The sequence below is a fragment of the Nonlabens sp. Asnod3-A02 genome (genome assembly GCF_045063755.1).
Classification (GTDB): Bacteria; Bacteroidota; Bacteroidia; order Flavobacteriales; family Flavobacteriaceae; genus Nonlabens; species Nonlabens xylanidelens.
Map to the genome: position 1 here is coordinate 714,036 of NZ_JBEFOC010000007.1, position 13,788 is coordinate 727,823.

The 13,788-nt window shown below is 32.4% G+C and carries 13 protein-coding genes; 7 read left to right on the top strand and 6 right to left on the bottom strand.

Features of this window, described 5'->3' with window-relative positions; translation table 11 throughout:
* Positions 1 to 17: 17 nt before the first annotated feature.
* Positions 18 to 317 (bottom strand): hypothetical protein, encoded by a 300-nt coding sequence (locus ACJJVN_RS06630; RefSeq protein ID WP_405377553.1) that lies wholly within the window; start codon positions 315 to 317, stop codon positions 18 to 20.
* A gap of 130 nt (positions 318 to 447) precedes the next feature.
* Between ACJJVN_RS06630 and ACJJVN_RS06635 the strand changes: the two genes are divergently transcribed.
* Positions 448 to 1,296 (top strand): alpha/beta fold hydrolase, encoded by an 849-nt coding sequence (locus ACJJVN_RS06635; protein WP_405377554.1) that lies wholly within the window; start codon positions 448 to 450, stop codon positions 1,294 to 1,296.
* A gap of 38 nt (positions 1,297 to 1,334) precedes the next feature.
* Here the strand turns inward: ACJJVN_RS06635 and ACJJVN_RS06640 are convergent, their stop codons facing one another.
* Entirely contained in the window at positions 1,335 to 2,378 is a 1,044-nt protein-coding gene (locus ACJJVN_RS06640; RefSeq protein WP_405377555.1) for a polysaccharide lyase family 7 protein, read from the bottom strand.
* 260 nt (positions 2,379 to 2,638) lie between these two features.
* Positions 2,639 to 3,241, bottom strand: coding sequence for a YceI family protein (locus ACJJVN_RS06645; protein ID WP_104516738.1), 603 nt, complete (start codon positions 3,239 to 3,241; stop codon positions 2,639 to 2,641).
* 396 nt (positions 3,242 to 3,637) lie between these two features.
* Here ACJJVN_RS06645 and ACJJVN_RS06650 point away from each other — a divergent pair, with 396 nt between their 5' ends.
* From ACJJVN_RS06650 to ACJJVN_RS06670, 5 genes are all read left to right on the top strand, one after another.
* Positions 3,638 to 5,689: a tetratricopeptide repeat protein gene (locus ACJJVN_RS06650; protein WP_405369279.1), complete on the top strand. Its 2,052-nt coding sequence runs from the start codon at positions 3,638 to 3,640 to the stop codon at positions 5,687 to 5,689.
* Positions 5,679 to 6,320, top strand: a complete 642-nt coding sequence (locus ACJJVN_RS06655) for a response regulator (RefSeq protein ID WP_405369277.1) — start codon at positions 5,679 to 5,681, stop codon at positions 6,318 to 6,320. Before ACJJVN_RS06650 ends, ACJJVN_RS06655 begins: the two co-directional genes overlap by 11 nt.
* 396 nt (positions 6,321 to 6,716) lie before the next feature.
* Positions 6,717 to 7,136: a hypothetical protein gene (locus tag ACJJVN_RS06660; RefSeq protein ID WP_348115399.1), complete on the top strand. Its 420-nt coding sequence runs from the start codon at positions 6,717 to 6,719 to the stop codon at positions 7,134 to 7,136.
* A 23-nt stretch (positions 7,137 to 7,159) separates the two neighbouring features.
* Positions 7,160 to 7,777, top strand: coding sequence for an SIMPL domain-containing protein (locus tag ACJJVN_RS06665; protein ID WP_405377556.1), 618 nt, complete (start codon positions 7,160 to 7,162; stop codon positions 7,775 to 7,777).
* A 42-nt stretch (positions 7,778 to 7,819) separates the two neighbouring features.
* A complete protein-coding gene (locus tag ACJJVN_RS06670; RefSeq protein ID WP_405369273.1) occupies positions 7,820 to 8,500 on the top strand; it encodes a Lipl32 family lipoprotein in 681 nt (226 codons plus the stop codon).
* Between the two features lie 227 nt (positions 8,501 to 8,727).
* Here the strand turns inward: ACJJVN_RS06670 and ACJJVN_RS06675 are convergent, their stop codons facing one another.
* From ACJJVN_RS06675 to smpB, 3 genes are all read right to left on the bottom strand, one after another.
* Positions 8,728 to 11,223: a DUF5686 and carboxypeptidase regulatory-like domain-containing protein gene (locus tag ACJJVN_RS06675; RefSeq protein ID WP_405377557.1), complete on the bottom strand. Its 2,496-nt coding sequence runs from the start codon at positions 11,221 to 11,223 to the stop codon at positions 8,728 to 8,730.
* Between the two features lie 477 nt (positions 11,224 to 11,700).
* The gene (locus tag ACJJVN_RS06680; protein WP_405369269.1) at positions 11,701 to 12,114 is read right to left on the bottom strand and encodes a DoxX family protein; all 414 of its coding nucleotides are present in this window, start codon (positions 12,112 to 12,114) and stop codon (positions 11,701 to 11,703) included.
* 358 nt (positions 12,115 to 12,472) lie between these two features.
* Entirely contained in the window at positions 12,473 to 12,937 is a 465-nt protein-coding gene (smpB, locus tag ACJJVN_RS06685) for an SsrA-binding protein SmpB (RefSeq protein ID WP_104516734.1), read from the bottom strand.
* Between the two features lie 55 nt (positions 12,938 to 12,992).
* On the opposite strand from smpB, the gene ACJJVN_RS06690 reads away from it, so the two are divergent.
* Complete coding sequence (locus ACJJVN_RS06690; RefSeq protein WP_405377558.1) at positions 12,993 to 13,736, top strand: DUF6503 family protein; 744 nt, start codon at positions 12,993 to 12,995, stop codon at positions 13,734 to 13,736.
* Positions 13,737 to 13,788 lie beyond the last annotated feature (52 nt).

Genomic DNA, 13,788 nt, shown 5'->3' on the forward strand with positions numbered 1-13,788 from the left:
AAAATACTAAGAATGTATTACCACTCCTCTGTAGAGGTGCTCAAGTTTTGTTGACCACCTTGTAAGGTTATGTCTGGTAACGATTTTGCAAAGTAATAGTTTGCAAAATATGCTGCACCAGCACCTAATAAAGCTATAACGTACATTAAGACAGGAGCATCTTCAAAAAGTACTGCACCTATTAACATACCAGCAATCTCTGACGCAAACCATGTAATAACAAAGATGGCGATATACCATCCTTTTTTGTGTCCCTTTTCTTCTAGAATCTTTCCTATTTTTTTTGATAAGTAAACAACTAAGAATATTTCTAACATGTTAAATCTGGTTTGGTTAATAATTGGTTAGTCAAATGTAAACTTTCTTAAGTAAAATTTATGAAAAGGAACCTGTCGTTTGTGATATCTGTTTGATACATTACCGCTGGGCTTAGTGATACACCTTTTTATGAAAAACATATTTTTAATAGTAATAGGTGGTTTGTTTTTAACCTCTTGTAGCAGTTTACAATACCGTTTAAATGATGAAGAAATAACAACCTCCTTTTCTAAGATAGACGCTCTATCTCATATCTCTTATGTAGCTATAGATAGTCTAGACCTTAATGTGCGTATTCAAAGTGTTACAAAAGAAGATAACGATATCAATCTTGTTTTTTTACACGGTTCTCCTAGTTCGCTAAGTGCCTGGAGACGTTATCTTAAAGATAGTTTATTGTACAACAAGGCAAACCTACATGCTATAGACAGACCAGGTTATGGGTATTCTAACTTTGGTGAGTCATTAACTTCTATAGATACGCAAGCCAAGGTGATGAATGAAGTAGTAAGTTCTCTTAATTTAAAAAATATGATTGTAATAGGCGCTTCTTATGGAGGACCACTAGCTGCAAGATTATCTTTAGAAAATGAAAACGTAAAAGGTGTGATGATGGTATCGCCGGCCATTGATCCAGATAATGAACAAAGAGTATGGCAGTCTGACCTTACACAATACTGGTTAACGCGCTGGTTAGTGCCTACGGGCTATCGTGTTGCTGGAGATGAGAAAACCACGCATGCACAAGAACTTGCTTTAATAGAAAAAGATTGGGAAAAAGTGACTGTTCCTATCATGCACATACATGGAGATAAAGATGATCTTGTCCCTTATATAAACGTGTCATATACAGAGCGTGTTTTTCCTAATATAGAGATTATCACCATACCTAATACAGGTCATGAAATCTCATGGGGACGACCTGAATTAGTTAAGCCTTATATTATAGAATTCATGAAACGTATAAAGAGAGATTAAGATATCGATTACCTCTCTTTAACAGCTTTTTCTTCTTGTTATTTACTAGCCTTATTTACTTTATGGCTAGCTTTTTTAAACCATACTTCGGCATAACTACCGTTTTCATACTGTTTTTTTAAATCGCCATTATAAATGTCAGACCCTGTATTCCATACGATGTTTTTTTCAGGGTCCTTTCCATTTGCTTGATTGTAAGCACCTTGTTTAAAATACTGAATTTCTCCTGCATAAGAATGTGCCATCTCTGTGCCGTCTCTACCTATAGAGGCATACAGTGTTGTTATTTGTTTAGGGAGATCTTCTTTGGCAGCAAATTCTGTATGTAGTAAATCCTTAGAAAAATTAACGGTTTCGTGTCCTGGACTGGTAAAAGTAAGTTCCATAATACCGTCTGAGACATTTATTACATAGCTGAATTCTTCTCCTAATTCTATCCCATCTGCAGGTTCTTCTGGTGCTGTATTTGATTCTGGACCTACTACAGACATGTCATAACCCCATACCGCAGTAGAATAATCCCATCTTTTTGAATTATCATCTTTGGTATTGATTTCATAATTCCAAAAAACAGAACCCTTAGTATGGCCAGGGAATTTTTTATAAAATATTTTAATAGGTTCATTCTCGTTTCCTTCTTTACTGTGTATTTGACCTACCACGACAGAATAGGCTGCTGCAACTCTAGCATCTCCGTTAGTAGATACGTGTGTTACTTTTAAGGTGCCAGATAATTGACCTCCATTTTCTGGAATCCACTCATCCTTAAGGCGCAATTCAGACCTGGTATTGCTAGAGTTTTTTGTCGTGCCGCCCGAGTTAGGTGTTTTATAAATTACCCAATCTTCACCATCATTTACCGTATAAAAATAATCTTCATGAGTAAAATCTTTGATATCCTTAATATAATCTCCGTTACCTAGAGTGATGGTACTTTCTTCTATGATAGATAACACCTCGCTAGGTGATTTAGATGTAGAGTATTCAGAATTATTTAGGTCTTTCTCTTCAGATTTACAGTTTATTAAGATCAAGCTATTGAGAAGTAGCACTGTATAGATTAGATTTCTTTTTAATTTCATTTGTTGTGGTGTTTAAGCTCTAGTAATAATGAGTAAAGGTGTTTTTTAAGCTAAGAATGTATAAAGCAAGGAGGCTTTTTTTTGTTCCGCTTTCGCGAAAGCGAGATCAATATCAAACTATTACTTTAATTTTCTTCTTCTTTTTCAGGAAAAAAACATTTAATAATCTTCTATTCAAAGCTACAAATAGAATTAATAAAAAAGCTCATAAATTCATGTTAGTGAATCTATGAGCTTTAAATCTATAAAAGATGTTGTTTTTATAATTGTGCTACAACTTCTATAGCTACATCTGGCCATGTTTTACCATTGTGCAATTCTTTACATGCTTCATGAATAGCGTCAAATGATTTTGTAGCATTAAAGTCTTCTATCATGTCGATAGTACCATTAATAGTTAACTTATTTTCTACTAGTGTATACGTAAATGGAATTACTTTTTCTACTTCATTGAAGTTCAATGTAACATCTACCGTACCGTTATTAAATGTACCGAATTCACCATTAAACGTAGGGTTTACTAGGTTTTTAAAGAAAAACTCTACTAGTTTAGGATCACGTATTTCATTTTTTGAATTAACAGAAAGTCCGTCTATTTTAAATGCAGCACCGGCTAGTACTTCTTCAGCATTATTAGATGCTTTATTACCAGTAACTTTAATTGTGTCAAAGGTACCTGAAACTCCTACTTTTTGGGGTGTTTTATAAGCTGTCCATGTTAAAGTAGTCTGGTCAGATTTATAGTTATAGGTAGTCTCTGTTGTTTTTTCTGTAGCGACTTCTTCAGTTGCTTTTTCTTCTTTTTTTTCTGTACAAGAGAATGTTAAACCTGCAACGAATAGTAATAGGGCAATTTTTTTCATTTTATCTTACTTTATTTTAATTCTGTTTATTAATCTTTAATCACTTATTAAGAAATGTATTAAAGTCGTAATAAGTGCTGGTTCAGTAAATTAATAGATCTAAAGACCTGTTTTATTATAAGAGCTGTACTTTCTTTAATTATAGACTGTGAAGTTAGTGATTTTAGAGATAATCATTACTTTGTTTTTAGTTTTAGTGATGTGTACTTAGAAAAAAATGAGAATGTGTATCTCTTATTTAAGACGTGTGAAAAAGTTGTTTTTTGATTTGATAAAAAATCAATAAACCCCTGTATTTTGGGATGTTTTTGAGTAATGCAATACCTACATTTGTGCATGCTTTTTAGGCCCAAATACATACTAGCTTTATTCTTTTTATGCTATGCATCACTATGTATGGGGCAACTAACTGATTATAGTGTTGAAACAGAGGATGAAATAGTAGATAAGTTGTTTTATTACTATAATAATGGCGAGGATAATAAGGCATATAAAGAAGCACATCGTGCTCTTAAAAACTTTAAGTTTAAAAAGTCGATTACTAATACTCATTTGCTGCTGGCTTATTACCATAACAAATATGTAAGTACAGATTCTTCTATCTATTATACGTATGAAGCGCTTAAGGGCAAGAATACAGTTAGCGATTCTTTAGGTATACGGCTCACTATATTATCTTATCAATTACTGGCTTTAAATAATAAAAATAAAGGTTTATATCAGGAAAGTAAAAACTGGCATATTAAAGGTGCTCAATTAAGTGAAAAGTATAAAGAAACTAATCTTTACTATTCTCATTTACATGGACTAGCTAGTACTTATGTTACATTAGGAAAAAATGAAGAGGCACTAGACCTATTAAAAAAATGTATAAAATTTTCTAATGATGAAGAGATTATTTTAGGCAGCTACATCAATTTAGGTTCGATTTATTCTTCTCTGTCCCAATATGAAATCTCTAATACCTATTTACAGAAAGCAAAAGCCATTTGTGAGAAAGAGGATTTTAGAAAACAGGCACTAGTTAATGTGATCATTAACATAGGTGATAACCATATCAATAGAGGAGAAATAGATAAGGCACTTACAGCTTATTATGACGCAAAGGATATTAGTTTTAAAAATAGATTTTCTGATATCGAACTTATTGCTCTTGGTAAAATAGGAACCATTTTATACGATCAAAAAAATGATAGTCAGGCATCTTTAATTTTTTCTAGCGCACTAGTTAAGTCTATGAATTTAGGTAATCTAGATATAGAAATGAATAGCTATTTGATGTTAGAGAAATTAATGGCTAGAAAAGGTGATTATAGAAATGCCTATAATTATGGTAAAATGTATCAGAAAATCAAAGACTCTATAGATAATTCCATAACCGAAAAACAACTGAATAGACTAGAGGTGAGGTTTAAAACTCTAGAAAAAGAAAAAACGATCAAGTTATTAAAAATTGAAAACCTAAATAAGAGTTTAAATTTAAAGAACAAAGATGCAGATTTAGAAAAGATTAAACTGCAACAATCCATAATAGCAAAACAAAATGAGAATCAAGTTTTACAGCTACAAAATGGTGTAGAGCGCCGTAAAAATGAAATTATTTTACTTAAGGAAAAGGAGGCCTTAAAGGCAGTAGAATTAGATAGAGAGAAGACTATCAAATATGTAGTGCTTGCTGCATTTTTTATTTTACTGGTTCCTATTTTTGGATTGTTAATTAACTATTATCAAAAACTACAAGCTCAAAGTTTATTAAACTTAAAAGAGAAAGAAATAAATGAGCAACAGGTACTTTCATTAAAAAAAGACCAAGAAATTAAATTGATTAAAGCAGCGGTAAGAGGGCAAGATCAAGAACGTAAGAAGATAGCACAAGAGATGCATGATAGTGTAGGTGGTAATCTAGCGGCTATTAAATTACAGTTTAGCCAGCTATCTAATCACCCAGATAAATTAAAGTTAATTTACAGCCAGCTAGATGATACTTATGAGCAGGTAAGAAATTTATCTCATAATTTATTACCTAAAAAAATAAGAGAAAACGACTTTGTATTTTTAGTTAAAGAATACATCAACAAGGTAGAAGAAGCCAGTGAAATAACTTTTAATATATCTTTTTTTGACGAAGAAAAGATTAATAAGTTGAATAAGGTTTTACAAAATGAAATGTTCTCTATTTTTCAAGAATTAACTACCAACACGCTTAAATATGCTCAGGCAAAGACAATAGATATACAACTAGACCTTTTAAATGAGTCCTTATTCTTTGTTTATGAAGATGACGGTGTTGGTTTTGATATCGCTATGACCACATTAGGTATAGGATTAACAAATATTAAGAATAGAGTAGAAAACTATAACGGAATTTTACATATAGATTCTCAACCTAATAGAGGTGTGAATATCAATATAGAGATTCCTTTTAAAGAAGAAAGAAATGAAGCATAATCTTATTATAGCTGACGATCATAAAATGTTTTTAGATGGTTTATTAAGCATTCTTAAAACAGAGAGTAATTATAACATCTTATATACAGGAAAACACGGTGGTCATGTTCAAAAGTATATGACTATTAATAAAGACGAAAAGATAGATCTGGTTATTACAGATGTTACCATGCCAGAAGTAGATGGTATAGCATTAAATAAGTGGATTAAAAAAACATCGAGTACGGTAAAAACTCTAGTCGTGAGTATGCATAACACTCCAGATATTATCGACGAGCTTATTGAGAGTAATGTAGATGGTTATTTACAGAAAAATGCACAAAAAGAAGAATTCTTAAAAGCTATAGAAACTATTCTAAGTGGCGAAAAGTACTTCTCAAAAGAGATTAAAGATATCTATCTTAAAAATAAATTTGAAAAAAATAAAGATCAAGAAATAAAACTGACTAAAAGAGAGGTAGAGGTCATTTCCTTGATTGCTGAAGAATATACAACCCAAGAGATAGCAGATAAGCTCTTTTTAAGTAAACACACCATAGAAAGTTATCGCAAGAATCTAATTACTAAACTGAATGTAAGAAACCTAGCAGGATTGACTAAATATGCTATTAAAAAAGGTTACGTTTCTTAAAAAAGACATTCATACTATATCCTATTATAAAAAGAGTTCTATATCATTTGTAGAGCTCTTTTCTATTTCTATATGGTTTTAAATACTGGTATTTAGAGTGATAGATTAATGCGATCAATTCATCAAAATATAAAAAATTATGTTTTTCCATTTAATCCAAATTTAAAATGGATTTTATAATCGGTAATCGTAAATAAATATAAGTTTAAACTATTGTTTTACAAGTTGTTATGTTAAAACACCCTGTTTTCAGGGTATACGTTTTCACTTAATAAGGGGTTATTTAAACTGTAGTAGCAACATAAATTTGCAGAAGAAATATGAGAGACATCAACTTAAAATAAACCAGATGTTTCAATTATAAAACAAACAAATTTAACCTTAAAAACAAACATTATGATTTTCGGAATTACACTAATCTTATTAAGCATCATCGCAGTACCATCTTTGTTATTATCAAAAAAACCTAATGCCAAAGAACTTTTAGAAAAAATAGAGCCTTACCAAGGATGGATCGGTATGATCTTTTGCTTTTATGGTATATGGGGAATTATATTTTCTATTTTAAACCTAGGTTGGATTTCTACATTCCCTATCTGGTGGGTAACATTACTAGCAGGTAGTATAGTAGAAGCTGTTTTAGGATTCATGTTAGGATTTAGCCTAATCAACAAATACGTATTATCTAAAAACGAAGCTGCTAAGGAAAAAGCAAATGCTTTAAGAGCAAAACTAGCACCTAAACAAGGTAAGTTAGGTATAGTAGGAATATTTGTAGGTGCATGGATGATAGTTGCTTCTATCTTATTCTTTTAAGAACAAAATAAACAATTTTTCTTATGAAAAAGCTCCTATACATAATAGCCTTATTGCTTGCCATTATAGCAAACTCTCAAGAAAAAGAAAACACCATTACAGTAATAGGTGAAACTGATAAAAATTTAGTCGATGAGAACTATGTAGTTCTCATCGCACTACAACAAGTATTAGTTTATGAAGGCTCTGCAGAGGTAGAAGCTACTTCATTAAAAGAGGTGAAACAAAACGTAATTAAAAAACTTAAAGACCTAGACATTGATTTTAATAGGTTTAAAAGAAATACCTATTACGAGTTTTCTATGGCTTATAGTCAGAACAGGGAATCAGCATATTATTTTTTAAAAACCTCTAATAAAGAAGAGGTACGAAAGATATTAAATCTGAAGTCTGCCGGAATGTCTATTGCAAATATCGAGGTAGAAACAACAGCGTTAACAGATCAAGACCTAGTAGATTTTTCTGTAAAAGCTATTGCAAACGCAAGAGAAAGAGCAACAGCCATCGCTGGAAAAATGAATAAGTCGATAGGTGAAATTGTGAGTATAACAGATCAAAATACAAACTCACAATATTTACAAAGCTATGGTACAACGACCTTACAGCCACATAGCGTTACTGTAACCTTTGAATTAAATTAAAATAACGAGTGTCCTAATAATTAACAAATTAACTAAAAGATTATGAAAATTAAATTAGTAGTATTATCAGTATTTGCTTTCTGCGCAATGTTCAATGCAGAAGCTCAAAAAATGAAAAAATTCGGAAGTTCTATCGAAAAAAAGATCGGACCTAAAACTATCAAAGTACCTTATACAGATGTAATCTCTTATGTAGGGTATGCAGCTCCAGGTAATGAAGACGCGGTAGAAGATGGCAAGAAATTCTATTACATTTATGTATGGGTACCAGCTGTAGCGCCAGAATTAGGTGTAAGAATGGTATCTCCAGTAGGAAAAAACAAAATTAAGAAAGCAATACAGTCTGCTGCTTATAAAGAAAATGCATCTTCTGAAGATTTCTTTGATACGTACATCACTCTAGAGCGTTCTACTATTTTTCAAAAAGAAAATGTTACAGAAGAAGGTGTAAAAAGCGCAACGTGGACTACGCTAGCTAGTAATGATGACAGTAGTGAAATGCCTAAGCAACCTAGTGGTAGCAGTTACAACTCTTTATTAAGATATAAGAGTGAAGTAGGTAGCCCGACTAAAGCTCTTACTGCAGGTTTATACCGTATCGGTTTTACAACTTACAAAAGAGGAGAAGTAAAAGGAACTTTTATAGCTGAGGTTGCAGCACCGGTAAAATTACCTGGTGTAGTAATGGCAAAAACTATTGCAGAGCTTAAAGAAGGACTTTAATAGTAAATTGACATTCGTATTTTAATAAAACACCTCTTTATGCAAATAAAGAGGTGTTTTTTATTTCATCAATATTCACTTTAAGATTTGGTTTTAATTCTATTACTTATTTGAATTCACAACAACAAAAAAAGACCAACTTATTAAGTTGGTCTTTTCTATTATCTGTACTGTTTTAAAAGCGCTTGTTAGGTATCCGCTTTCGCGAAAGCGGAATTAATATCCATCTATAACCCAAAGTTAATACCTACCACAAAAGCACCATAATTGCGACCACTAGTCATGCTGTAAACATAATCCACACGGAAAGGACGGAATTTACCAAAACCGATATTATCTATTCCTGCACTAGCCTCAAAATACGGTTTGCGGTCTGTAAATAGAGCTTTACCACTTAAAATGAGGTCGTAGTTTAAACGATTTAATCCTGGTACTTTACCTAGTACAAAACCTTTAAAATCGTGCTGTAAGTGTACTTGTGCATAGTCTCCATTTGTACTGTAGTCATAGTAGTTAAGCAAGCCAAAACCATAAGGATTAAGGGCTTGTAACTTATATCTTAATCTATTACCATTAAAGTGCTGGTAGTCTACAAAGGAAATGTCATCACCATCTAAGAAGGTACCACCATTAACCCAATAACTACTGCGACCTAAGTTACCCATATCAAAACTTTGATAAATGCTCGCTCTTAACTGGTGAAAGTTATAATCGCTATTACTAGCAGCTACAGCACCTTCATAATTTAGAGATATAGTAGGGTATTTTTCATTACGTATATTATACTTTTGATCAGGATAACTTTGGAATTTCTGACCAGGACGTATAGTAAGACCTAGACCTATTTTAACTAGTTCATGGTCATCTATAGTAGCCACTCGGTTATTATCTAACCCCAGCGGATTGTTACTCGTATAGTCTACATCACTTTGAGTAAACCATACCTGGTCTGTGGTATTATTAAGCCCTTGACGTTTTTCATAATCCAGTCTACCACTTAAGTAAAAGCCATTTGCAATTTCTTCAGAATAACTAGCACCGGCATAGTCTACTTCATAAAACTTAGCATAATTACGTTCAAATGCGAGACTAGAAATAGTGTTTTCTAGACCACTTATAGGATTAGAGTTGTTGATTTGGCGAGCTTCTGTACCACCATAAACAGATAAGTTTCTTCTATTAGTTCTATTAAATCTGTAATTAGCACGCGCTGTGTATCGCAGTCTGTCATCAGATATTCCATAGTTGATATTACTAGTTACATAAAGACTGCGGTTATAGTCGTCATCATAACCTTTTGAGTAACTAAAACCGGTACCTACTACATATCCTTGGACTGTATTAAAACCTTTAAAACTACCTGGATTTAATAACCCATTATAGCTGAAACTCTCATTTTTCTTACTGTTTCTATAAGTGTAACCAGTTAATGGGTCAAGAATATGAAATTTATTATTCACTCTGTCCACGCTGTCTTTATACTTAGGGTCGTTGCGCACAGCAGCGATACTGTCTTTACGTACATAATTATTAGATTCTTCAACAGTAAGTGGTACAGGGCGTTTTTTACTCCAGTAAGTGCTATCTTTCTTATTTGCATCTAGTTCAAAGCTTAATACTTCTGGACCGAATGAATCTTTGTTAAAGTCAGGTTTAAAATTATAATTGGTATAATTTGCTATAAACCTACCATTACCTTTAAAACCCAAAAAGGCGAAAATAAAGTCAATACTTTGTGACCTTTTTACCCAGTCACCACTGCTAGGCTCATATGTAAAGTCTTGATTAAAAGTAAGATTCTCAATGACAGGTACGTTTATGTTCTCACCTAAAGTGGTCATTTCTAGACCATAAATAGTCCATTGATCTTCTACTATATAAATAATACCGTTAAAAGTGTTATCCTTAGGACGTTTAGAGATCACTTCTATTTTATTAATTAAGAATTTATTCTCGTCATAAAAAGTACCTAATAATTTATACTTGTAATACCCAAAAGCATAGTCCGCAATAGGGGATACGATACGGTTGTTAAGATTTATATTGTTGTTATAGAAATCAAAATTAGCTTCTTCGGCACTATTAGCACTGAAACCGTTATCATCTCCAGATATTTTACTAGCGATAATATGTTCCTTAAAATTATCTGGTGCTTCATAAGCTATTTCAGATACCGTTTCTGATAAGTAAACGACACCGCTGCGTGATAAAGAATCTAGCGATCCTTCTAGATCACCTACTTCTTGTCCCATAAATTTTTCTGGAACATCTTTCATACGCCATATTCCACGTGAGTAAAAATCTGCTTTATAACTTGAGAACTTTTTACGATTCATCTCTCTGTTCTTGATCGCTTCTCGTATCACACGGTCGGCAGGATTTTCATCTGAATTTACAATAACCGCATCAAGAGATGCCACCTCTTCTTCTAGAGATACATTTTGCACCTGGCCATTTTGAGTAAAAGAAATTTGAATAGTTTTAGGTCGATAACCCAGAGACTGATAGACGATCTCGTAGTCTTTAAAACCATCTAGTTTAAGTGTGTAATTACCATTCTGGTTAGTGGTAGTCCCTTTGTACGTTCCTTTTATATATATAGAAGCAAAGGCAATGGGATCTTCATTTGAGTCGGTTAATGTTCCTGTTAATTGTGCATGTGCATAAACAGAAAACAACATGCCGATAATAAAAGTAATCGTAGTTTTAATAATGTAATTCATCTTGGTGGTTTGTTAGTTGATTGCAAATAAACAACGGACTATAAAGTTATTGTGTTAATGACAATTATCTAATGTTAAGACGAAGAATTTTTAAAATAGTTGCCTGGGATTTGAAAAAGTATACAAATAGGTTGAAAAAAAAGTCAATTACATCACTGCAAACCCCTTGTTAAATTTGATAATTTTCCGTTCCCCAACCCTAAAGGGTGCGGAAAATAAAGTTGTATTTTTTTTAGAATAAAGAAATAGAAACCTACCCTTTAGGGCTAGGGAAAGGTTTCGGTAAAAATTACTTTTAGAAAAAGGGAAAGCTTTATACCACAGCAAGTTCTTTATAATTGCTAGTAATCAAACCATAAGATTGTAATCTAATCTTAGTCCAACCTTTCCCTTTAGCCGAAGGGAAAACAAGTTATGCAACGCAGTTGCAAACCAAAAGGGTTTGACGCGGTGTTTTTTTAATTAAGAAATTTTGATTTAAACGACCTCTTTATTTTTGAATAGAAACCTATCTATGTTTAAAGAGTCGTCTTTATAAAACCATGCTATAAAAACTAGTAATACCGCTCGTATAAAAACATTTTGTAAATCCCATATAGGAGATTGCATACCATGACCGAAAGAAACAATTAAAAGAATAAGAGCGATTACACCATAAGATAGCTTTCTGAAAAAGCCTAATACGAGTAGAATTCCTGTGAGAAACTCTCCATAAGAAGTAAAGTAAACTGTAAATTTCAACACAAAGTTGGGTAAGAAACTATCTTCAAAACTAGCAAAACCATTTTTATACACATTATCAATTCCCCAAGTAGCTATTTTACCTAATCCTTGCCAGAATAAAATAATACCTAATAACAAACGAGTAAAGAGTAGAATATAGGATTTCATAAAAGTAGTTTTATTAAAAACAAAAATAACTTTTAGTTATCATGAAATGTTCACGGTTTCTATTTTACCATACCTGCAGACTTCTTATTTAATTCATGAATTTTACGCTCCTCAATCCTAAAGGATGCGGAAAATAAAGTTGTATTTTTTAGAATAAAGAAATAGAAACCTACCATTTAGGGCTAGGGAAAGCTTTTATCGCAACAAATTTTAAATAATCAGAATGTAGCAATCCAATCTCAGTCCGGTCTTTCCCTTCAGCCGAAGAGAAAACAGATTATGCAACGCAGTTGGAAGTTAAAAGGGTTTGATACAGAGATAGTTGCTTAAAAAAAATATTAAATAATAAATAGAACCATTATGTTCTAAATTCTTTTTTAATCTGATCCAGGCGTTTTTTATTATCACGATCCTTAAGAGTTTCTCTTTTGTCGTGTAATTTTTTACCTTTAGCTAGGGCGATATCTATTTTGGCTAGACCTTTTTGATTAACAAATAAGCGCAGCGGTACAATAGTGTTACCAGAGTTAGCAACGCCTTTTTCTAGTTTTTTTAATTCTTTACGGTTAAGAAGTAATTTACGTTCTTGTTTAGGCGCATGATTAAAATAAGTAGCATGAGAGTATTCTTGAACTGTCATATTAATAATAAACAATTCATTATTCTTGAACTCGCAAAAACCCTCGGCGATACTTGCTTTACCTAATCGTATAGCTTTTATCTCAGTTCCTGCTAGTACAATACCAGCGGTGTATTTATCAAGAATCTCGTATTCAAATCGCGCTTTACGATTCTTGATTTCTATTTTGTTCTTAAAATCCATAATTAAAGGACAAATATACCTTAATCCTTTAGGGATTCTCTTATATCTTTGTGAAATGAGAAAGATTTTTTTACTATTTATTTGCAGCGCAGCGATTCTTATTTCTTGCGATTCTAATACACCAGACCCTCGATCGATAATGATGGAAACCATGAAAGCTCATGGGACGGACCTTGCATCACAAGGGAAGCTAGACTTTACATTTAGAGGTATAGATTATTCTGTAAAAAGAGAAGGCGGTAATTATAATTATGAACGTCATCTAACGATAGGTGAGGACGCTATTCTAGATAGACTTAACAACAGTGGTTTTTACCGTTATAGCAATGATGCAAAGATTAATTTACCAGACTCTTTATCCCAGCGATACAGTGCGAGTCTTAACTCTGTTATATATTTTGCCCAGCTTCCTTATAGTCTAGATGGCGATGCTATTAACCTAAAATATATAGGACAAGACAGCATTAAAGGAAAGGCATATCATGAAATAGAAGTAACTTTTAATGAAGAAGGTGGCGGAGAAGATCATGAAGACGTTTTTGTTTACTGGATCAACCAGCAAGACCACCTTATCGATTATCTAGCATATTCTTATTGTGAAGAAGAATGTGGTTATCGCTTTCGCGAAAGCGTAAACCGTAGAAACAAAAACGGTGTAATTATACAGGATTACAATAATTATAAATCGACAAAAATAGATCCTGAACTATTTAATATGGACGATCTTTTTGAGAAAGATCAATTGGAGTTGTTGAGTAAAATAGAACTAGAAAGAGCTAGTTTCAAAGCCAGTAAATAACATTTCACTACTTATAATAAATAAAAAAAGGCTCACATTCATGTGAGCCTTT